Below are 22,843 nucleotides of genomic sequence, written 5' to 3'. Positions count from 1 at the left end.
AAACTTTTAAAAAACGGCGGATTTTAACATTTCGCCATCAGTTAAGAAATAAATCTAAGCACACCGAGCAATGACGCATCGTCAACGTAGTAATCAGCGTGCTCCCGAACCTTAGGCCGGTCGACTACACCGCCAAAACCGATAAAACATGCTCCGGCCTGCTTCGCTTCCAAGTCGGTATTGCCGTCGCCAACCATTGCCAGCGACAAACCATTCTGTTTTAAACGCGTACAGATTTCGGCTTTACCGCCGGCTCTCGCTAAAACCGAATCGCGGTCGAAATCGATATAAGTCCCGTCTTCATTAAAAAAAACATCGACCGCATGCACATGACTCTCCGGCACATTCAAAAATGCCGCCATCGGTAAAATAGACTGTCGAATGCCGCCGCTAACGATATAGACTTCGCAGCAATCGGCGCGTAATCTGGCAAATAATTCGGTAACGCCGTCGACAATTTCGCTCAGATATCGCTCGGCCAGCCAGTCGATTGCCGCTCGGTCCGGCTTGATCAAATCCAAACGTTGTCCGTACACGGCCTCTAGCGGCACTTCGCCATTCATCGCGGCATCGGTCAATTTAGCAATAGCATCGCCTTGCCCTAAGCGATCGGCCAACTCGTCAATGCCTTCAATCCGACTCAAGGTGCTGTCGAAATCGAAACAAATTCGATCGAATCTCATAAAATAATCTGCGTCGCTTGGCAAACAGCCGGGACATCGCACAACTGGCCCAGTATTTCATCGGTTAAAGGCTCGGAAATGCTGATCACAGCCATGGCTCGCTCTTCTTCGTCAGCCGCGCTGACTTCCATGCGCGTGATATTGATATTGGAATTGCCGAGCACCGCACTAATGGCCGAAATGACGCCCGGCTTGTCATCGTGACGAGTCACAATAAGAGTACCTTCGGGAACGACTTCTATTTCGAAGCGATCGACTTGAACCAAGCGCGGATGCGATTCGCCGAGTAGTGTTCCGGATAAGGAAATCGATTGATCTCCGCAAAATCCGGTGACTTTCACCAACGACAAATAATCGTGTGTTTCCTCGGTTTTCGACTCGACTAAGGCGATACCTTGCCGTTTGGCGATTTTTTCGGCATTGACCCGATTAACCGGCGTCGATAATTTACCGGCCAACAAACCGACCAAAGCCTCGACCGATACCGGACGCGCCTCAACTTCGGACGCCTTGCCGAATAAAGCGACCTCGACCCGTTCGATCGGTTTCGTCGCCAAATTGGCCAAGACCTTGCCGAGGATATTAGCCAATCTCATAAACTGGCTGGCTTTTTTCAACTGCTCGGCAGACATTCTCGGCAAATTGAGCGCATTGACCGCCTCGCCGGTCGTTAAATAGGTCACGGCCTGCCTCGCGATTTCGACACTAACCGCGACTTGAGCTTCACTGGTCGATGCGCCCAGATGCGGCGTAAAAACAATATTGTCCAACGTCAACAACGGCGAATTGACCGGTGGTTCATGTTCGTAAACATCCAACGCCGCTCCGGCGATATCATTATTGACGAGCGCATCGTAAAGAGCGGCTTCGTCGATCAAACCGCCTCGGGCGCAGTTAATCAGCATCGCACTCTTTTTCATTCGAGCCAATTGATTGCGCCCGATGATGTTTTTGGTTTTTTCGATCAACGGACAATGCAAGGTCAAATAATCGGCTTTTTCGATCAACTGGTCGAGATCAACCGGTTTAACCCCGTAACTTTCGAAGATTTCCGGGGTAACGAACGGATCGTATGCGATGACCTGCATTCCCAATCCTAAAGCCCGTTGAGAAACGATGCGCCCAATCGTGCCGAAACCGAGTATCGACAACGTCTTATGCGCCACTTCGGAGCCCATTAACTTGGAACGCTCCCATTTCCCTGCGCGAATCGACCTGTCGGCAAACGGCAAATGACGACTCAGCGACAACAAATGCGCAATCGCCAACTCGGCGGTAGTCGTCGCATTGGCATCGGGCGTATTCATAACGATGACGCCTTGTTCGGTTGCGGCGGCCAAATCGACATTATCGACGCCGATACCGGCGCGACCGACAACTTTCAAACGAGAAGCCGCTTTGAGTACTTTCTCGGTCACTTTAGTATCGCTACGAATCAACAAGGCATCGAAATCGCCGATTATCTCGCAAAGACCGTCTTCGTTAAGTCCGGTTTCGATATGAATATGAATATCGTCTCGATCATTCAAATAGTTAATGCCGGCTTCAGCCAACTTGTCGGAGATGAGTATTTTGTACATGAATGTAAAGTCTTGAAATGGGGCTCAGAAAGTGCATAGCTTAACAGCTTTGCTATAATCGGTTAATCGTAATCAAGCAAAAAAGACAGTTCGAGATCGATTTCGATCGCAAGCACTGTCAAAATTCCAACAAAACATTAAAAACCCCATGAAAACCAAAGAATGGTTCATCGGCTTGATCGTCGCAGGTTTAATAGCATCAGTCGCCTGGATCACGATCAACCCGGCATCGATGACGGCTCCCGACATTACGTTCATGAGTATTACCGGAGAAAAAATCAAACTGAAGGATTGGCAGGGCAAACCGGTCATCGTCACCTTCTGGGCTACCGACTGCCCTGGCTGCATCAAAGAAATTCCGCATTTGATCGAATTGTACCGGGAGTATCATGAGCGCGGCTTGGAAATAATAGCGGTAGCAATGTACTATGACCCACCTAACCATGTCGTCGAAATGACCCGCGCCAAGCAATTACCTTACAAAGTCGCGCTAGATCTGCAAGCCGAACACGCAAAGGCCTTCGGCGACGTGCGCTTAACCCCGACAACCTTTTTGATTAAGCCGGACGGCACGATTGCTTTGCATAAAATAGGCGCATTCGACCTAAAGGATATGAAAAGTCGCATTGATTCTTACCTCGTTCCCAAGCTCCAGCTTGAGAACGAGAATCTTCATGGTTAAATGCTCTCCTCATCGCACACAACTAAAAGGTTGATTTATGCTCTGGTTAAAAGCTTTACATCTAATCTTCATGGTTACCTGGTTCGCGGGTTTATTCTATTTGCCGCGTCTATTCGTTTATCACGCGATGAGTAGCGACGACATCAGCAACGAACGTTTCAAAGTCATGGAACGAAAACTATTTTTCGGCATCATGACGCCGGGTATGATCGTCACGTTTATCTTCGGCATCTGGATGCTGGTCGATTATGCTTGGGCGCTTTACGGACAAAGCGGCTGGCTACATGCCAAATTGACCTTGCTGTTGTTACTGCTGGTCTATCATGTTTTCTGCGGCATTTGGCTATTCGACTTCAAACACGACCGCAACCGCCGCTCTCATGTTTATTACCGTTGGATGAACGAAGTGCCGGTACTATTTTTAGTCGGCATCGTGATACTGGCCGTCGTTAAACCGTTTTGATCTGCGATAAGCATATTCCGCGCCAATTTTTCAAACCAGCCAAATAATCATTCCATGACCACTACACAACCTACCGTTCTTTGCTTTTCCGGCCACGATCCCAGCGGCGGGGCCGGCATACAAGCCGATATCGAAACCTTGAACAGCCACCGCTGCCATCCCGCCAGCATCATAACGGCATTGACCGAGCAAGATACGAGTAATGTCAAAAAACTCATTCCGCAAAAACCCGGCGACATCGTTGACCAAGCCAATACCCTATTGGCTGACTTATCGATACAAGCCATCAAAATCGGCCTGATCGGTCATCATGAAACCGCCAAGGCCATTCACACGATTCTTGAGCAACATCCCAACATTCCGGTCGTTCTCGATCCGGTTCTGGCGGCCGGCGGCGGCACCGAACTAGCCGGCGTGCAGTTGATAGACGCGATCAACGACCTGTTATTGCCGTGCACAACCGTACTGACGCCCAATAGCATCGAAGCACGAAAACTGAGCGGCCGACAAGATCTCAATGACGCCGCGTTGAGTTTATTAGACAAAGGTTGCCAATATGTATTGATCACCGGCACGCACGAACAAAGCGACACCGTGTGCAACCGGCTGTATCATGACGGCGCGCTACTCGAGTCGTTTCATTGGGAACGTCTGCCGCACAGTTATCACGGCTCCGGCTGCACACTGGCATCCGCGATTGCCGCAATGATCGCCCATGGACTCGCGCCATTTTCAGCGGTCAACGAAGCTCAAGACTATACCTGGAACGCTCTGGAGAATGCTTATCGGCCCGGAAAAGGCCAGCACAACCCGAATCGACTTTTTTGGATGGAAAACGACGCATGAACATGCCTAAACGCGGGCTTTACGCGATTACCCAAACCGATGACAAAACGGTTGAAACCATCATTGAAGAAGTTGCCGCAGCGATACGCGGCGGCGCGGTGATGGTGCAATACCGAGACAAAAACCCTTCCGACACCTTGAAACTCGCCAAGGCGCTACTCGAAACTTGTCATGCGGCCAATGTACCCTTGATCGTCAATGACGATATCGAGCTGGCTGCAACGATCGGCGCGGACGGCGTTCATCTCGGTAAGGATGATGAAGATATTGTCATAGCCAGACATCGCCTTGGAGTCAATGCCATCGTCGGCATTTCTTGTTACGACAGTATCGAGCGAGCCCTAGAAGCCGAAAAGTTAGGCGCCAGTTACGCAGCATTCGGACGCTTTTTTGCTTCCGGCACCAAACCGCTTGCCTCACCGGCAAAACTGGAAACACTGCAACTTGCCAAGCACAAATTGACGATTCCTATCGTCGCGATCGGCGGCATCCTACCTGAAAACGGCAATCTACTTATCGATGCCGGCGCCGATTTGCTGGCCGTGGTCGGTGGCCTGTATGGCCGAGATACTGAGCAATCGGCAAAAATGCTTAACTCATTATTCGAGCGCTCAAACTCATGACCAAATCGCAGCCTTTGCTTGGTTTCGGCCAATATGCTGTACTTGTGCCCTTACTAATAACGGCCTGCGCCGCGAATACCGGCCCAATACGACAACAAGGCAAACAATTAGCTTTCGACCGAGACAAAGGCAATTGCCTTGCCTGCCATGCCATCGAAGACGGCGAATCGCCCGGCAATATCGGTCCGCCGCTAAGCGACCTGAGCACCCGCTTCAAAACTCGGCAACAATTGAAACAACAACTCCGAGATGCGAGCGTTTTCAATCCGGAAACCAGCATGCCGCCATACGGACGCAATAAAATACTGACCGACGAAGAGCTCGATCATGTAGTCGACTATTTATGGTCGCTCGAATAACTATACCCCGCGCGATGGGCTGCGGATAAAACTGTTACGTGATCTTGTCACACACTCTTTTGCCCATCGCGAACTGTTTGAACTCGTCCTCGGGCAACGGTTTACTGTAGTAATAACCTTGCGCGTAAGCACATGGACGAGCCTTGAGAAATTCAGCCTGCCCTTCGTCTTCGACACCTTCGGCAATGACTTCGAGCCGAAAGTTATTAGCGATATCGAGAATCGACTCGACGAGCGAAGCGTCACTCGGATCGACCAGTATATCCCTTATGAAAGTCCGGTCGATTTTGATAATATCGACCGGCAGTTTTTTCAAATAACTGAGCGATGAAAAACCGGTGCCGAAATCATCCAATGCGATTTTAATGCCCTGAGACCTCAGTTTTTGCAATTGCCGAATATAATGCTCCTTGTGGCTCATCATCAAGCTTTCGGTTATTTCAACAACGAAATTACTCGCACCGACACCGCTCTCGTTGATCATATCCAGCCATTTATCGACACAACTGCCGTTAACAAATTGTAGCGAAGAAAAATTGACTGCGATCGATAAGTCGGCCCCCAATTCGCTATTCAAACCGGCAATAAAATGACAAGCCTTGGCTAACACGAACTCGCCAATCTGCCCGATAAGATTCAAACTTTCGGCAACCGGAATAAACTCATCCGGCGAAATAAACCCTCTCACCGGATGTTGCCAGCGGATTAAAGCCTCTGCGCCGCATAAATTCTGGCTTTGCAAGTCGACGACCGGTTGATAATAAACGATAAAACGTTCGAATTTAACTGCATTTTTAATATCGTTGACGATACGATGCTGACGCTGCGCCTTCTCATGCATTTCTTGGGTAAAAAAGCGATAGGCGTTGCGCCCCTCCGCCTTGGCCGAATACATCGCATTATCGGCATTTTTAAGCAATGTTTCGGCCTCTCGTCCATCATTCGGATAAATCGTGATGCCGACACTGGCCGTAATATTGAGCTCATGATCGTCCGCTTGAATCGGCATTTGAATAGCTTCAAGTATTTTTTCGGTCGGTGCGATCATATCGGTTTCCGACTCCAAATTGGGGACAAGCACCGTAAATTCATCCCCGCCAAACCTGGCAAAGGTATCGGACTCCCTGAAGACATGCGCCATGCGTGCGGCAACTTCCTGCAACACGCGATCGCCAAGCGAATGCCCAAGCGCATCATTGATATCCTTAAAGCCGTCAAGATCGATAAACATAAGACCGAATAGCTTTCGTTCACGTTGCGCTTTAGTAATAGCCTGCTGTAATCGATCATAAAACAAGTTACGATTAGGCAATTGGGTGAGCGCATCGAAATTAGCCTGCTGATGAATCAATTGCTGAGCCCGCAGCGAGTCGCCGATATCCGAAAAAATACCGACATATTTCGAAACCCCTCCTTCCGCTTCTTTCAATGCGCTAATCGACAGCCATTCCGGGTAAATCTCGCCATTCTTGCGTTTGTTCCAGATCTCGCCCTGCCAACTTCCCGATTCCTCAAGAGTATGCCAAAGATTTCGGTAAAACGACTTCGTCTGCTTACCGGAATTGAGTATTTTCGGGTCTTTTCCCAATACTTCGTTCCTGCTGTAGCCTGTAATTTCAGTGAATGCCGGATTGACTGAAATAATCCGGTTATTTTCGTCGGTAATCACGATGGCTTCATTAGCGGCATCGAACACACTGGCCGATAGACGAATTTGCTGTTCGGCTAAATATTGCGAAGTAATATCCTCGATGGTCAACACAGCTCCTGTCACTTCATTACCGGCTAATCTCCGGTAGGGATAAAGCGTGAGATCGTAATGCAGCCCCTGTTTTTCTTTCTTTATCAAGACACTCCGTTGTGTCTGTATCACTTGTTGCACCGGGCCGACTAGATTTTCACAACCGAATAATATTTCCAACGATTCGATTGTGAGCTTACCGTTTGCCATCGAACTAAGTTGAAGAAAACGCTGGCCGACTCCGTTATAACGCGTGATTCGCATCCGACTATCGATCACGATCACGGCCATTTCGATGCTTTCCAGTATATTTCTCAAATCGTCGTTTAACTGGCCTAACTCCTTCGTTTTAACGGTCAATTCATCGTTCACCAAGGTTAATTCCTCGTTGATCGATTGCAACTCCTCGTTAGACGTTTCCAACTCTTCATTAGTCGACTGGAGTTCTTCGTTGGTTGCCTGCGCTTCTTCATGCATGACTTGCCATTCGCCGACCGAGTTATCCAACGCTTCGGTCACGGTTCGCAACGTCTCGCGAGTCGTTTGCAGCTCATGCTCCAATTCGGTAATACATAGCGCCGCCTCACGATCAGGGGTGCTAATATTGGAGTGTTCGGCAACGGGCTCGAATGAAATCAGCAATAAGCTATCGTTAGCCAGCTGATGGTAAACCGGCGTAACCGAAATCCGATAATGATAATTCTTGCCTTCGGAAACCAAGGTCAATGGCGGACTCTTGACAGGTTTATTATTGGATAACGCCTGATGACAGAATGCTCTCAGTTCGGTTTTGAACACCGGATCGATGATCGAAAATAAATTAAAATCCGCCTTACCTTGCCGAATTTTAATAAAATCGTCGCAGTGATTATAAAACTCGAGAACGCGCCCCTCTCGCGTCGAAAGAATACTGGGCGGCACATATTTTTCAAATAGCTTATCCTGACCCACTATCCTGTGGGCCGGGAAAATCGGATTGCTGCCACCGTCATTTTCCGTCAATGCAAAATCGATCATTTTTTTGGCATTTAAATCGGGACGAATGACGAGCGTGCTGTTTTTTACGAATAACTTATTATTACGGTCGAGCCGAGTGAAAGCATCGTTAAGTTTCCATAGCGATTCGGCCTGCCCGAGAAACAGAATCCCGCTACTCAGCAATGAATAATGAAAATTCTTGAGCACCTGTTCTTGCAGCGTCTGGTTTAGATAAATCAAAAGATTGCGACAGCTGATTAAATCCAGGCGAATAAATGGCGGATTCTTGATTAAATCCTGACGCGAAAAAATAACTAAATCCCGCAGACTCCGATTGATACTAAAACCTTGCTCCAGCGGCAAAAAATACTTTTCGCGAAATTCTCGGCTTAAACCCTGTAAGGCGATTTCGTTATACTCGCCTCTCCGGGCGATTCGTATCGCATTGGCGTTGATATCGGTGCCGTAAATCTGCACCCGATAGCGGGAAATTGCAGCACCGAGCTCTTCCATTAACAACATCGCAATCGAATAAGCCTCCTCGCCGGTCGCACAGCCGGGCACCCAAATACGAATTTCGTCGCCTGGCGACTTACTGTTGACGATCGTTTTGAGTGATTCTCTCAATGCCTCGAATGACTGTTCGTCTCGAAAAAACGACGTTACGCAAACCAAGAAGCTGTAAGCCAAACGCGACAGCTCTTCTGTGTTTTCCAAACAAAACCCGACATATTCATTGAAGTCTTCGATTTGCAAAATAGCCATTCGGCGATGGATTTGCCGGTTTATCGTACTGCTTTTGTAATTCACGAAATCCATTCCAGTCGTATTCAAGATGCGGTCGATCAACAAGTTGACCGCATCCGGCGTACCTTGCGCAGGATTGTTTCCTAGGTTCTTTTCGAAATTACGCGCTATCGCGGCCAATTTTCCGGCGGCCTCCGCCGGCTCGACAATCAAATCGACATCGGAACAATCGATCGCGGCCTTCGGCATACTGCTGAATTTAGCCGACTCCGGGCGCTGAGCCATCGTAATGCCGCCCGCCGCTTTGACGGCTTTCAAGCCATTCGCGCCGTCGCTACCGGCTCCTGAAAAAACAAGAGCTATTGCCTTCTCTTGGCATGACTCGGCAAGACTCTTGAAAAAATAATCGATTGAAGCCTTAGGAACTTGATTAGAAGGGGGGCGGGTTAATTTGAAATGGTTGTTGTCGATTGCAATATCGAAATCGTGAGGCGCGACATAAATGGTATTGGCCTGTAATCGGGCGCCGTTTTTAGCTTCGTTAACCGGCAGAGTCGTTTCTTTGCGTAATAATTCGGCCAACAAGCTAGGCTGATCAGTCGAACTATGCTGCACCACAATAAAACTCATCCCGGTATCCGGCGATAAATGCGATACGAAAGGAAGCAAAGCCTCCAATCCGCCCGCAGATGCGCCAATGCCAACAACAATCATGCTTGAACCGTCATAGTAATAAAACCACAAAGATTAGCATATTTAACGATTCTTTATGAGTAATCGCATAAAATGCAATCGACTACTCAAAAAAGCGGTACTCACTAAACGCGGGACCGTTTAAGGTTAATCCGTTCGTGGTGAGCCCTTCGGCTGCGCTCAGGAGAGCCCCGTCGAACCCATGGGCGAATTAACCATCCACCCGTCGACAAGCTCAAGGCGAACGGTTAATCCTTAGTGCTTTTGTCCCGCCTTAAGTGGGAAGCCAAAAATGCTTATCTGATTCATCACCGCACATTAACGGCATCCGGATAAAACAATTGCTGCCCCGACCGTTTGAAGCCGGCTATCAATGATTGCCCTTGCTTGCCGGTGAGGAATGCAATGTATTGCCTAGCCAGTTCGTATTGAGCGGTGGGATAGCGTTTGGGGTTGACGGCAATGAGATGATAAGGATTGAATAACGTCGGATCATTATCGAAAACGATGCCGATTTCGACCTTATCTTGATAGGAAATGAATGTGCCTCGGTCGGTCAAGGCGTAGGCCCGTTTTTGATCGGCCATTTGCAATACGGCGCCCATGCCTTGTCCGGTCGATATATACCAAGATCCTTGAGGTTCGATTTCTACCTCACGCCAAATTTGCTTCTCCTTCAAATGCGTGCCGGACTCATCGCCACGAGAAATAAATACCGACCGGCTCCGGGCTATTCTTTCAAAAGCTTCATTGACCGATCCGGAAGCGCTGACTCGAGCCGGATCGGCATCGGGACCGACGATAACATAATCGTTATACATCACAGGACTACGATCGACACCGTAGCCGGCATTAACAAAGGCTATTTCCGCTTCGGGCGCATGCACTAGCATCAAATCGACATCGCCGTTTTCACCCAACTTCAGGGCTTTTCCGGTTCCGACCGCAATCACATGCACCTTGACGCCGTACCGTTTTTCGAATACGGGGTTCAAAACCGCCAACAAACCCGAATGTTCGGTGCTGGTAGTCGTAGACATCCGAAGAATCGGTTCGGCATGAAGATGGTCAGCTATCAGTAAAAAACTGAGTATGAATAATAGTTTGATTATTTTCATGGTTTTTTACAAGGCTATGTTCGCGTTAGCAGTTGAAACAGTCCGCTTTCCTACTAAATAAACCATTTAGGAAATAGTCAATGATTGCTTTCCAATACACTGAGCGCGGAAGAGGGTACGATTACTCGCTTAACAGGACGCCGTAAATACGTCCATGTAGGCTTGACGGCGGCTTTCCCTGCCGCCGACACCTGTCAATCGAGCAACCGTACCCTCCTTTCAACCATTGGCGCGATATTGAAAAAAGGAAAGTTATTCAGAGTTGAATCCTTGGGTTTCAAGTTGGCTTTAAGTTCAAAAGTATCAACTATTAACGCGAACATAGCCTCTTACTAAGCCGAACTACAGATAATAAAGGGCATGTATGCGTTGAAAGCTCAAGAACTGGCTTTGACTTGGCAGGACGGGATTTGCAACGCCTTCTTAAACGTTCCGGCAGTTCTATGATGGGTAGCAGCGAAGCGGAAACCCATCGCTTTGCTTGAACGGAGGTACAGTTGTCGGAACGTTCGGGTCGGGTTGAGTCACCCGCCCCGCTAAACGTCTTAGGCTTCGCCAGTCGCGACGAAGGCGTCGCTCCCACAAAGGACTCCAAGAGCCGCCCATTCACCATTCACCATTCACTGCTTACTGCTTACTGCTCAACAACATTACTCAATGACATCAATGCCGCCGAGATAAGGCCGCAACACTTCCGGCACATGAATCCTACCTTGCTCATCCTGATAATTTTCGATCACTGCTATCAAGGTTCTGCCGGCAGCTAACCCGGAACCGTTCAGCGTATGAACCAATTCCGGTTTGCCGGTTTCGGGATTGCGCCAACGTGCCTGCAAGCGCCTTGCCTGAAAATCTTTGAAATTGCTGCATGACGAAATCTCCCGATAGACGCCCTGCCCCGGCAACCATACTTCCAAGTCATAGGTTTTCGCCGATGAAAAACCTGTATCGCCGGCACACAACAAGACTTTACGATACGGCAGTTTAAGTTTTTTCAGAATCGTTTCGGCATGCCCGGTCAATTCTTCATGAGCAGCCTCGGATTCTTCAGGCTTAACGATCTGCACCAGCTCGACCTTTTCGAATTGATGCTGACGAATCATGCCTTTGACGTCTTTGCCGTAAGCACCTGCTTCACTTCGAAAACACGGCGTATGACAAACGAACTTCAAGGGCATATTCTTAGCATCGACGATTTCGTCGCGCACGATATTGGTCACTGGCACTTCGGCAGTCGGGATCAGATAATACGGCGGCTCGCTTCCGACTTTGAATAAATCCTGCTCAAATTTCGGTAACTGTCCGGTACCGCGCAAACTCTGCGCATTGACCAGAAACGGTACATAGGTTTCGGTATAGCCATGTTCGCTGACGTGCGTATCGAGCATGAATTGAATAAGCGCCCGCTGCAAGCGCGCCAGCGGTCCTTGCAACACGACAAAACGCGCACTGGCAATCTTCGCGCCCAGTTCGAAGTCCATGCCGCCGACTTTCGCGCCCAATTCGACATGATCCTTCGCTTCGAAATCGAATTGCGCCGGCTCGCCCCATCGGCTAATTTCGACGTTACTTTCCTCGTCGCAACCGTCCGGCACCGAATCGTCCAAGATATTCGGAATCCCTTCCATCAATTCGGTCATTTTGGACTGGATTTCGCCGAGTTCGGTTTCCGCCGCTTTCAACTGGTCGCCTAAATGTTGGACCTGATCGAGCAAGGGCTGAATATCTTCGCCATTGGCTTTGGCCTTGCCGATCGACTTCGACCGGCTGTTGCGTTCGTTTTGCAGGTCCTGCGTTTTGACTTGTATCGCCTTACGCTTGGCCTCCAATTCGGAATAATAAGCCGCATTGAATTCGAACGCACGGCGCTTCAGTTGCTGTTGAACAAAATCGAGATCGGATCTAAATAAACGAGGATCTAACATTTGGACTTTTTTTTACCTTTAATAAAAAAAGTATTCCTAAGAGTACTAAGAACGCTTTTATAGAATAATTATACCCATCGTAGATTAAAATTCGGCACAGGAGTGCCTCCTTCGACAATGCCGAAATTTGAAGTACGAAAGGTATATCCTAGATTTCTAAAATCATGAAACATCAAGAATCGACACTGATAGGCGCGGCCGCCGGCCAGGTGACAATGTGCGGCAAATCGAACCGGGACCGCAATGCGATGATCGCATTTTCGGCCTTCTCAGGCTCGTCATAAAATTCGACGACCACAGGCAAATCCACGGAAAGCGCCAACAAAGATGTGGTATGCATTTCCCGGTCCTCTCCGTAACCTTCAATCGCTCGAAATACACTGACGCCTGAAATCGCTTGTTCATTGCGCAACATATCGACGATTTCGCCCGAGTTTGCCTTGCCTTCCAATGCGTAAATACGAACGACAGTTACCGGTTTCGACTTCATAGCTTTTTCCCTATCCAATAACCCGACCAAAGCGCCAATCCGCAAAAAATCGCATTACTCAAAAAAACGCTTAGCATCCAATTCACATTGAGGTCGAGCGGATGCTCGTCTTCAATCAAATACAGAATCAAATACAAGCCCGAAAAAGTCACGAACGCGCCGGCACCGATAATCATCACAGCGGCGCGGTATTCGGGCGAAAGAGCAATTTTTTCGACGATTAACGAAGCCACCAAACCGATCAATAGGGCGCCAAGCGCATTGATCGTCGCCATCGCATACGGAAACGCCCAACCCATCGAACGAATCACGCCGCCCGAATAAAGCATTAATAAGCGTCCGCCTAGCAAGCCGATCCAAACAGCAATTAAGCAAGCGGCGATGCTAACGCCGATATTCAACGCGGCCTTGCCGAAACTGCCTTGCTCGATTAAATAGACGGTTTCCAAAGAAAACGTCGAGAAGGTTGTAAACGACCCGAACAATCCGACCAGAATCGCGGCCCGATATTCGACGGTCATCGCGACGCGCTGCAGTATCAATACTTCGACTAACAGCCCCATCAAAAAGGAACCCATTACATTGACCGCCAATGTACCGTACGGAAAGCCTCGCCCCAACCATTGATAGACGCCGGTCGACACCAAAAACCGAAGCACGGACCCGCAAGCCCCGCCCACGGCGACTGCAATAACTTGATTTAACATTAATATCTAATGAAATGTTTCCGATAGTAACGGAGTTCTTCGATCGATTCGACAATGTCGTCTAAGGCACGGTGCGCTTCTTTCTTGACGAAACCGTCCTTGACCGTAGGCGCCCACCTGGCTGCAAGTTCTTTCAGGGTCGAAACATCGAGATTACGATAATGGAAATAAGCTTCGAGTTTTTTCATCGAACGATACATAAAGCGCCGATCCTGGCCGATACTGTTACCGCACATCGGCGATACGCCTTCGGGAACCCATAGCTTTAAAAACTCCAAAGTTTGATATTCGGCTTCGGCTTCATCGACGGTCGATGTTTGCACCCGCTCGAGTAGACCTGATTGACCATGATGCGTTTGATTCCATTCGTCCATTTTGGCCAGTACTTGTTCATCTTGATAAATCGCCAACACCGGGCCTTTCGCTAGAATTTCAAGGTCTTTATCGGTAACGATTGTGGCAATCTCGATAATCGCATCGTTATCCGGATCGAGACCGGTCATTTCGAGATCGATCCAAATCAGACGAGATGACACTTGCTCCATTTTAATTCCCTGTATGATTAAAGTTGCGCGAAATTATAGCATTGGCTACTCTGTATGCCTACTTCTCAACCTTGACGCTTTATATAATGAATACTTTTACCGTTATCTTCCTTTTTGCGCTGATTGTTTCTTATTCGATTCAGTTTTGGCTGTCCATGCGGCAATCGGATTATGTTATGAAACACCGCGACGCGGTCCCCGATGCTTTCAAGGATAAAGTCTCGCTCGAAGCCCATCAGAAAGCCGCCGACTATACGATAGATAAAGGCAAACTCGGCAGGATTGACAGCTTGATAGGCTTGGTATTCCTACTATTGATTACGCTGGGCGGCGGTATCGAATATGCGTTCAACCTATGGTCCGGATTCGAACTGTCGACGATGCTTACCGGTTTGGGCGCGGTCGCAACTATCATATTATTCATGACCTTAGTGGAAGTTCCGACTCATGTTTATCAAACCTTCGTAATCGAAGAAAAATACGGCTTCAATAAAAGCACACCGCAACAATTCATCAAAGATCAATTGCTACAACTGGGGTTGATGTTGGCAATCGGCCTACCGATTTTGGCCTTGATTCTTTGGGTCATGGACAGCATCGGCTCGCTATGGTGGCTTTGGGCCTGGGCCATTCTCATCAGTTTTTCACTATTGATGAGCTGGCTGTTTCCGACCGTTATCGCCCCGCTATTCAATAAATTCACACCGATGGAAGACGGATCGCTGAAGCAGCGCATACAAGGTTTGCTGGCCCGTTGCGGCTTCAACAGCCAAGGCATCTTCATCATGGACGGTTCGAAACGCTCCGGACACGGCAATGCTTATTTCACAGGCCTTGGCAACAACAAACGCATTGTGTTCTTCGACACCCTAGTCAATTCTCTCGAGGAAGAAGAGCTTGAAGCGGTGTTGGCACACGAACTGGGGCATTTCAAATGTAGGCATGTCATTAAAATGTTGGTCGCCAGCTCGATCATGAGTCTAATCAGCCTCGCCATTCTCGGTTGGTTGATCGACAAGCCCTGGTTTTTCAGTGGATTGGGCGTTTCAGAAGCGTCGAACGCAGCCGCTTTACTACTGTTTACGTTGGTTTCACCGGTTTTCACGCCGTTCATGCAACCGATCAGCGCTTATTTTCAGCGTAAATTCGAATTCGAAGCCGACGATTTTGCCGCCGCGAACGCTCGCGCCGACAAGATGATCAGCGGCCTGGTCAAGCTCTACGAAGAGAATGCCAGCACTTTGACGCCGGACCCATTATATTCGGCCTTCCATTATAGTCATCCACCGGCAGCCATTCGCATCGCGCATTTGGAAACCAAGCTTGCGGCAAACGGATGAGCCCGCTTCAGGAAGGACTCGTCATCGCGCATTTAGGTCAAGGTATTGCCGTCGAAAGCGACGGTAAAACCGTGCTTTGCCAACCGAAACGGAAGCTCGAAACCGTGACGGTCGGCGACAACGTTTTATGGCAGCTCTCGGCGCCCGATCAAGGCAGTATCGAAGAGATTCTGCCACGGCGTTCGCTATTGACGCGCCCTTCCCGGAACGACAAGGTCAGACCGGTTGCCGCGAATATCGATACCGTTTTCGTGGTCTTTGCTCCCGAACCTTATTGCGATTTTTTACTGATCGATCAATATTTGGCCATTTGCGAAAATCGTAATATCGATGCAGCCTTGGTCTATAACAAAACCGACCTGAATCCTCAGACTGCTTTAATCGACGAACTGGCTATCTACGAGAATCTTGGTTATTCGATTTTCCGCGTTAGCGCCACACATCGACACGGATTGGATCAGCTTAAACTCGCATTGGCACACCAAACCGGCATTTTGACCGGCCAATCCGGCGTCGGCAAATCGTCATTGACCAATGCGCTGATTCCCGACAAGGATCTGAAAACCAATACCATCAGCGCCACCACGAAACACGGCCGGCACACAACGACCGCTGCGACGCTTTATCATCTTCCGTCCGGAGGCAATTTGATCGACAGTCCCGGCGTCGCCATTTTCGGACTCGACGGACTCTCCGAAGCGCAATTGGCTTACGGTTACCGCGAATTTCAACCGTTAATCGACCACTGCCGTTTCAAGAATTGCCGGCATGTCAACGACAAGGATTGTGCGGTTAGAGCAGCGGCCGAACAAGGAAATATTCCAATGTCACGCTACCAGCGTTTTTTAAAGCTCCGGGACAAAATGCCTCGAGCTTCTTGACGTTTCAATCTAAACGGGAAACCTCTCGACGTTGTCCTGAATTAATCCAATATCAGTATATACCTTTCGCACTTCAAATTTCGGCATTAGCCTATGGAGGTGCCTGGGTGTTCGACAAAGGCTTTGATAGCATGGATGCTATCATAGAGCCTACATGGACGTATTTACGGCGTCCTTTGACGGACACTCCGGCACCGAAATTTGACTAGCAAAGGGTATAATATCCCGCATAGAGGATGCCTGAAATAGCGTCAAGCCGGACGTATTCACCCCGCACCTAAATTCCATAGCCCTTTAGTTATGGTTAACTGTCTTGGATAATTTAAGTGCGGAGTTCAAGACTTCCCGTTAAGCAAGTAACCGCATCCCACAATCCGCATAGTTACGGGAAGTCATTGTTGACTATTTCCAGGGTATAACTTACAGAATACCCACTTCAAATATACAAACGATACCCCCCTAACGACCACTATAAAAATAACGAGGATACCATCATGAGAAACTTACGAACTTTTGCGGACTACGTGCTGATTGGCATCATAGGCTTCGTTCCTATCGCCATTATTCTGCAAATTGTATTTTACGTTCAAAGTCTACTGATCAATTTCATATTGCTTATCCATGGCCGTTATGAAAACCCATTCGTGACCTTTACATTATTCGCTTCGGCGCTTGCGATACTCGGTTATTTCGGCTACTTACTCAAACAGGAAAAAGCGCATTTACTGTATTACCTGGAAAAAATGATCTTACGCATTCCTTTTATCGGTACCGTTTACCGCGTCACGCAAAAACTCTTTAAATTATTTCTGACCAAAGAAGAGGCGCAAGTTCGCGCGGTCGTTTATGTCGAGTACCCCAAGGAAGGCATGTGGGTGCCCGCCTATGTCACAAACCGCGTCGGCGACAATTATGTCTTATATGTGCCGACTTCGCCGAACCCAACCTCGGGCTTTACCGTGATCGTCCATAAATCGAAGGTAGTCAATTCGCAAATGGATATCGAGGCGGTATCGAGTTTCATCATCAGCGTCGGCGTCGACTACGCCAAACCCGAAGAAGTCGCGGCACTTACCCACACCAGCGCGCCATAAGCCATATCACTATGCATCGACACTTCTTGACTTTATTGAGCCTTTTAATCGCCACTCAGCCGGCATTTGCCTGGCTGACACCGCCTGCCATGCAGGAACCTGCGGGTATCGAGCCGCCTGCGACAGTACCGTATCGCCTCGATGAAACCAGCGGCATCGAAAAACCCTGTTCGAACGAACATCCCGAATGGCGCGAGGCGCAAACGATCGATGGTGTCGAAATCGCCGCATCGCCCTTGTGCGAACCGGACAATCCCTACGATATTGCCGTTTCGGTCAAAGGCACCAATAACGTCTCGATGCATACCTTGATGCAAACCCATTTCGCCCAAGATGCCTTGATCAAGACCGACGATCTCGACGGCGACGGCGACCCGGATGTCATCCGCATCAAATTGGAAGTAACCGAACTGAACGGTCCGAGCCCCGACGGCGAATTCTTGATCAACACCTTCCCTATCGCGCCGGGCATCGAACCGGGACTTTGGGTCTACTCCCCCAAAATGGTCGGCATGGGCGTCAAGCATTTCAATTCGCTCGTGGCCAATCCGATTCTGCGCGCACCTTCCCCGGTGATTCGGGTCGAGCAAGGCGATAAAGTTTACATCACCTTAGAAAATACGCATTATCTGCCGCATACGATTCATCTGCACGGCGTCGATCATCCCTGGCTGAATTCCGAAGGCAAGGATAATGACGGCGTCGAAGAACATCCTGTGATGCCCGGCCAGAGCCACACTTACGAAATCCAGACCCGTCATGCCGGCACGATGATCTATCACTGCCATGTACAAACCGCGCAACACATGATGATGGGCTTGACCGGCATGATCGTCGTCGAGGAAAACCGGCCGAACAATTGGCTGCAAACCTTCAATATCGGCGCCGGTCATGTACGCCACCCTTCGGTTGCGGTCAAGGAAAAATTCAACCGGGAATACGACCTGGTCTATCAATCGATCGACAAGCGGCTCGCGAAAATCGTCCAGGACGCGAATGACCCGAGGCTGATCGCGCAACGCATGAACCGCGAATACAACATGACCGAGTCGTACGAAAATTATTTCTTACTGAACGGCCGCTCGTTTCCATACACGCTTCGCGACGGCATCATCGTCGCCGATGAAGACGAACATATCAAACTCAATCTGGTCAATGCGCAGCGCTCGGCCGCGGCGATTCATTTTCATGGACACAAGGCGACCATCATGGCTTATGACGGCGTCAAGGCGCCGGAAGGTGCGCAAATCACCCGGGACGTATTCGACATTGCTCCGGCACAACGCCTCGATCTCGATCTATACACCAAAAACGACGGCCTGCACAGCTACGGACCCGGCTTATGGATGTTTCACGACCATGTCGTCACCGGCACGACCACCGACGGCATGGAACCGGGCGGCAACATGTCCATTCTGGCTTACCGGCATTTGCTCGACGATCAAGGCATGCCGCACATGCATGACGAAATGTTCGACCAAGTTTTCACTAAAAATTATTACGAGAAAAAACTCCCGGTCTGGGGCAGTGGGGAATATGCCGACGCACTCGGCGCAGCCGGCATGCTCGCGCCGGATTATCTACGAATCGCCGGCTTCGGTCTCGCTGTAGGTTTATTGCTCGGCGTTATTATTTTTATTGTCGTTGCGCTCAACAGGAAACCCTCACAATGACCCGACAAAATTTCATTCCCCGGATTCAAAAGCTATCAGGCGCGTCGTTATATTTGCTTTTGTTGGCGGCGGCCAGCCCTGGCGCGGCAATGATGAAACACGGCAATATGATGATGGATGAAACCGGCATGATCATGAATGCCAATGCCGACAATTTGCCGCGCGACTGTAAGGAAATTTCCGAGGATGTCGATATCGTGATCCGCGCCGGCCATAAACATGCGCAAAAATTTCCCGGCAAGATGTTTGCCTTCGACCGGCAAGAATGGAATGTCAAACCATGCAGCCGAATCAACATCACCTTCATCAACGACGACCAAATTCGGCATCAAATGATGATTCACGGACTGCCCGGTTATCTCTACCCGGACGGCATGGTGCATTTGGAACTGTACGGCCAAGGAGAATTAAAAGCCTCGCTGATCGTTCCGTCGCGGCCTAAAACCTATTTGGTGCACTGCGAAATACCGCAACACATGGAAAAAGGCATGAAGGCGCAATTGAAGGTGGACGGCGGGGACGGCGACCTGCCGAGCATTCCCGGCATCAGCGAACCGGTCACGCCGGATGTGTACCCGGTAGCATGGAGTCAAACGACCTGGATTGCCTTGATCGTTTCGCTGACTATGGGATTGGCCGCACCGATTATTGGAGGCTTTTGGTTAAACAAACGCTTACAAGCAAAGAAGCTATCTACTAAGGATAGCGCTTGAATCGACTCCTTTTTCAATCGAAAAACCGTCTAAGAAATATGCGCAAAATAACTCCTGATTAGCAAGATGCTTCAGCTTGCCGAAGCCAACTGTCCGAGCAGTGGCCAGTCGTAGCCACTTCTGCGGGACGGGTTATTTAAGGCTATGTTCGCGTTAATAGTTGATACTTTTAAACTTAAAGCCAACATGAAACCCCAGGATACAACTCTGAATAACTTTCCTTTTTTCAATATCGTTCCAATGGTTGAAAGGAGGGTACGATTGCTCGATTGACAGGTGTCGGCGGCAGGGAAAGCCGCCGTCAAGCCTACATGGACGTATTTACGGCGTCCTGTCAAGCGATTAATCGTACCCTCTTCCACGCTCAGTGTATTGGAAAGCAATCATTGACTATTTCCTAAATGGTTTATTTAGTAGGAAAGAGAACCGTTTCAACTGCTAACGCGAACATAGCCTTATTTAACCCGTCCCCAACGTTTCGGTTTGCCCTAAACATTTCGGCTGACTTCGGCCAAAGTCAAAACGTTTAGGACGGGGTTGCAAACCCCGTCCTGCTAGGGATATGCTGGTTTTTGGGCTTTAGCTGAAGAAACTTGCTAATCAGGAAATAACTTCTACAAGTAGTAGGCTTTGCGGCGGTTCAGTGCCCCTCTTCCAACAGTTAGGGAGTAGTTGAAAATACCCACTACTACCGGAAGCACTTATAAATCCAAAGTGAATTGAGCCTTCAAGTTTCGAGATTGGTGTACTATTCACTTCAACTATTAACGCGAACATAGCCATTTGAAAGGCTCTATGCGGCTAGCAGTAATTGCTTGAATTCGTCTGCCGTGCCCGGCGGACTAAAATAGTACCCTTGATAATTCGGACATCCCAACGATTTGAGCAATTCGAGTTGATCCTGAGTTTCAACCCCTTCGGCCACAACATCCAACCCCATATGCCGCGCCATCGCAATAATCGTATCGACAATCGACGCATCATCCTTTTCGGTACACATATCCTGAATGAAAGTGCGGTCGATTTTCAGAACATTCACCGGCAAACGTTTGATATAGCGTAACGACGAATATCCGGTACCGAAATCGTCGATCGAGAAACGAATACCTAAACCATGTAGATCCCGCATGATTTCTATGGCCTTGTCCAAATCGTAAATTACGATATTTTCGGTGATTTCCATTTCCAAACAATGTGCCGGTACCCCGGTTTTTTTCACGACTCGTTCGATACCGGCAGTAAAATCAGTATCTCTGAATTGGCGCGGACTAATATTGATGCAAAGATGATAATCGTCTTTCCAAATACCGTCGGCGACCCATTGAGCCAATTGATAACAAGCAGTTTCGAATACCCATTGACCGACAATCGAAATCAACGCGCTACTTTCCAATACCGAAATAAATTCATCGGGAGCAATAATACCCAGCTCGGGATGATTCCAACGAATCAGCACTTCCGCGCCGCTGACCTGTCCATTGCCGATATTGACTTGCGCTTGATAATAGAGCCGAAACTGGCGCTCCTCGATCGCTTTGCGCAATGCCACTTCCAGCTTTAATTGCCGACTCACCGCATCGCTCATACCCTGCTTGTAAAAAGCGATGCCGTTGCGGCCTTGCGCTTTAGCATGATACATCGCGGTATCGGCATGTTGAATCAATTCGTGCGTACCGCCTTCGAGTAACGGAAATAATGCAATACCGATGCTCGCGGTCACTTGAATCCTGTGGCTTTCGGCATGAATAATCTTGGCGATATCTTGACGAGACTTTTCGGCAATTTCCCCTGCTTTCTCAGCCGCCTTTGCTTTGTCGATAGGCAAACCGCTCAAAATGATAATGAACTCATCTCCGCCCAATCTAGCCACGACATCATCGCGGCGAACATTGGCTTTTAATGCTAATGCTATCTGCATCAATACCGAATCGCCGGCAAGATGGCCCAGGGTATCGTTAATTTTTTTAAAATGATCCAGATCGATAAACAAAACCGCGCCTGTTTCATTATGCCGCAACGCCCTTGCAATTTCTCGCTCGAGTTCATTATGTAATTGCGTTCGATTGATCAATCCGGTCAATGAATCGTGATAAGCCAAAAATTCGATTTTTTCCTGAACTCTTTTATATTCGCTGATATCGCGAATGATCGTGGAAAAAAAAGCAACGCCGCCCAATTCCCCGAAATGCGAGATCAAAACCTGGGATACCGGAATTGTATCCTTACTTCGCGTCAACAACTCGGTTTCACCGCACCATTGACCTTTGCGGATTGCATTCGAAATCGCTTCGGAACGAATGATTTTCGCGCATTCAACCGGGTAAAAGTCGGTCAAGCGTAACTCGGACAAATTTTGATCTTGACTAAAACCTAATAGCTTTCTACCCGCGACATTCACGTATTGCGCAAAACCGTCGGCATCGAAAATAGCCACCATATCGGGCGTTGCTTCCAATATTGACATCAGACGCTGCTGCATATCGGTCGCTTGTTTTTTCTCAAGAAAATGCAACCAATCGCGCATGACCCGATTGATTACATGGGTTATGTCCGCTAACGCACTTTCGGTTTTGACCAAGTAATCCCAAGCACCGGCATTCATCGAATGTATCGCCGGCGTGGCATCGCCCGGCCCGGTCAAAATTACAACCGGACAATCCAAATGATCGACGTGACCGGAGAGCAAGTCGGTTGCCAACCCATCGGGCAGAAAAAAATCGATCAACATAAGATCGGGATGTTTTTCATTAAGGCATTCGCGCGCTTTTTGCAAATTTTCAGCAATCGTCAAACGATAACCGGCCTCATTTTCCAGCGTATTTTTGATAAGCTCGACATAAACATGATTATCCTCGACCAATAGTATATTGAGTTCCTGTTTATCCATAACCTGTTACCTATTTTTGGAATACTTGTCGATGAGCAATGACAACACTAACTTTCCGGCATTTATACTCATCGT

19 protein-coding genes are annotated in these 22,843 nt (G+C 48.7%); 10 read left to right on the top strand and 9 right to left on the bottom strand.

Features of this window, described 5'->3' with window-relative positions:
- Positions 1-41 precede the first annotated feature (41 nt).
- On the bottom strand, positions 42-683 hold the full coding sequence (locus MEALZ_RS05030; RefSeq protein ID WP_014147525.1) for an HAD-IB family phosphatase: 642 nt from the start codon (positions 681-683) through the stop codon (positions 42-44).
- Entirely contained in the window at positions 680-2,263 is a 1,584-nt protein-coding gene (serA, locus tag MEALZ_RS05025; RefSeq protein WP_014147524.1) for a phosphoglycerate dehydrogenase, read from the bottom strand. Before serA ends, MEALZ_RS05030 begins: the two co-directional genes overlap by 4 nt.
- Positions 2,264-2,411: 148 nt before the next feature.
- On the opposite strand from serA, the gene MEALZ_RS05020 reads away from it, so the two are divergent.
- From MEALZ_RS05020 to soxX, 5 genes are read left to right on the top strand one after another with little or no spacing between them, the layout of a single operon-like run.
- The gene (locus MEALZ_RS05020; protein ID WP_014147523.1) at positions 2,412-2,945 is read left to right on the top strand and encodes a peroxiredoxin family protein; all 534 of its coding nucleotides are present in this window, start codon (positions 2,412-2,414) and stop codon (positions 2,943-2,945) included.
- A 37-nt stretch (positions 2,946-2,982) separates the two neighbouring features.
- On the top strand, positions 2,983-3,408 hold the full coding sequence (gene hemJ, locus MEALZ_RS05015) for a protoporphyrinogen oxidase HemJ (protein WP_014147522.1): 426 nt from the start codon (positions 2,983-2,985) through the stop codon (positions 3,406-3,408).
- Between the two features lie 54 nt (positions 3,409-3,462).
- Positions 3,463-4,254, top strand: coding sequence for a bifunctional hydroxymethylpyrimidine kinase/phosphomethylpyrimidine kinase (gene thiD / locus MEALZ_RS05010; RefSeq protein ID WP_014147521.1), 792 nt, complete (start codon positions 3,463-3,465; stop codon positions 4,252-4,254).
- The gene (gene thiE, locus MEALZ_RS05005; RefSeq protein WP_014147520.1) at positions 4,251-4,877 is read left to right on the top strand and encodes a thiamine phosphate synthase; all 627 of its coding nucleotides are present in this window, start codon (positions 4,251-4,253) and stop codon (positions 4,875-4,877) included. Before thiD ends, thiE begins: the two co-directional genes overlap by 4 nt.
- A complete protein-coding gene (gene soxX, locus MEALZ_RS05000) occupies positions 4,874-5,236 on the top strand; it encodes a sulfur oxidation c-type cytochrome SoxX (protein WP_014147519.1) in 363 nt (120 codons plus the stop codon). Before thiE ends, soxX begins: the two co-directional genes overlap by 4 nt.
- 34 nt (positions 5,237-5,270) lie before the next feature.
- Here the strand turns inward: soxX and MEALZ_RS04995 are convergent, their stop codons facing one another.
- The 6 genes from MEALZ_RS04995 to orn all read right to left on the bottom strand — a co-directional run bounded on the left by MEALZ_RS04995 (position 5,271) and on the right by orn (position 14,180).
- Positions 5,271-9,416 (bottom strand): EAL domain-containing protein, encoded by a 4,146-nt coding sequence (locus MEALZ_RS04995; RefSeq protein WP_014147518.1) that lies wholly within the window; start codon positions 9,414-9,416, stop codon positions 5,271-5,273.
- Positions 9,417-9,703: 287 nt separating this feature from the next.
- Positions 9,704-10,513: a substrate-binding domain-containing protein gene (locus MEALZ_RS04990; RefSeq protein WP_014147517.1), complete on the bottom strand. Its 810-nt coding sequence runs from the start codon at positions 10,511-10,513 to the stop codon at positions 9,704-9,706.
- A 650-nt stretch (positions 10,514-11,163) separates the two neighbouring features.
- Positions 11,164-12,438, bottom strand: a complete 1,275-nt coding sequence (serS, locus tag MEALZ_RS04985; RefSeq protein WP_014147516.1) for a serine--tRNA ligase — start codon at positions 12,436-12,438, stop codon at positions 11,164-11,166.
- Positions 12,439-12,610: 172 nt separating this feature from the next.
- Positions 12,611-12,928, bottom strand: a complete 318-nt coding sequence (locus MEALZ_RS04980; RefSeq protein WP_014147515.1) for a DUF190 domain-containing protein — start codon at positions 12,926-12,928, stop codon at positions 12,611-12,613.
- Positions 12,925-13,635: a fluoride efflux transporter CrcB gene (gene crcB / locus MEALZ_RS04975; protein WP_014147514.1), complete on the bottom strand. Its 711-nt coding sequence runs from the start codon at positions 13,633-13,635 to the stop codon at positions 12,925-12,927. The genes MEALZ_RS04980 and crcB overlap by 4 nt, the downstream gene beginning before the upstream one ends.
- On the bottom strand, positions 13,635-14,180 hold the full coding sequence (gene orn, locus MEALZ_RS04970) for an oligoribonuclease (protein WP_014147513.1): 546 nt from the start codon (positions 14,178-14,180) through the stop codon (positions 13,635-13,637). Before orn ends, crcB begins: the two co-directional genes overlap by 1 nt.
- 86 nt (positions 14,181-14,266) lie before the next feature.
- Here orn and MEALZ_RS04965 point away from each other — a divergent pair, with 86 nt between their 5' ends.
- The 5 genes from MEALZ_RS04965 (at position 14,267) to MEALZ_RS04945 (ending at position 19,881) form a co-directional block, all read left to right on the top strand.
- Complete coding sequence (locus tag MEALZ_RS04965; protein ID WP_014147512.1) at positions 14,267-15,520, top strand: M48 family metallopeptidase; 1,254 nt, start codon at positions 14,267-14,269, stop codon at positions 15,518-15,520.
- Positions 15,517-16,401 carry a ribosome small subunit-dependent GTPase A gene (rsgA, locus tag MEALZ_RS04960; protein WP_014147511.1) on the top strand — a complete coding sequence of 295 codons (885 nt, stop codon included), beginning with the start codon at positions 15,517-15,519 and terminating at the stop codon, positions 16,399-16,401. Before MEALZ_RS04965 ends, rsgA begins: the two co-directional genes overlap by 4 nt.
- Before the next feature lie 494 nt (positions 16,402-16,895).
- Positions 16,896-17,495 (top strand): DUF502 domain-containing protein, encoded by a 600-nt coding sequence (locus MEALZ_RS04955; protein WP_014147509.1) that lies wholly within the window; start codon positions 16,896-16,898, stop codon positions 17,493-17,495.
- An 11-nt stretch (positions 17,496-17,506) separates the two neighbouring features.
- On the top strand, positions 17,507-19,168 hold the full coding sequence (locus MEALZ_RS04950) for a multicopper oxidase domain-containing protein (protein WP_014147508.1): 1,662 nt from the start codon (positions 17,507-17,509) through the stop codon (positions 19,166-19,168).
- The gene (locus MEALZ_RS04945) at positions 19,165-19,881 is read left to right on the top strand and encodes a cupredoxin domain-containing protein (RefSeq protein WP_014147507.1); all 717 of its coding nucleotides are present in this window, start codon (positions 19,165-19,167) and stop codon (positions 19,879-19,881) included. The genes MEALZ_RS04950 and MEALZ_RS04945 overlap by 4 nt, the downstream gene beginning before the upstream one ends.
- Before the next feature lie 793 nt (positions 19,882-20,674).
- Here the strand turns inward: MEALZ_RS04945 and MEALZ_RS04940 are convergent.
- A complete protein-coding gene (locus MEALZ_RS04940) occupies positions 20,675-22,768 on the bottom strand; it encodes an EAL domain-containing response regulator (RefSeq protein WP_014147506.1) in 2,094 nt (697 codons plus the stop codon).
- Positions 22,769-22,843 lie beyond the last annotated feature (75 nt).

The organism is Methylotuvimicrobium alcaliphilum 20Z, from assembly GCF_000968535.2.
GTDB classification, from domain to species: Bacteria; Pseudomonadota; Gammaproteobacteria; order Methylococcales; family Methylomonadaceae; genus Methylotuvimicrobium; species Methylotuvimicrobium alcaliphilum.
This window is presented reverse-complemented; position numbering and strand designations above follow the sequence as displayed.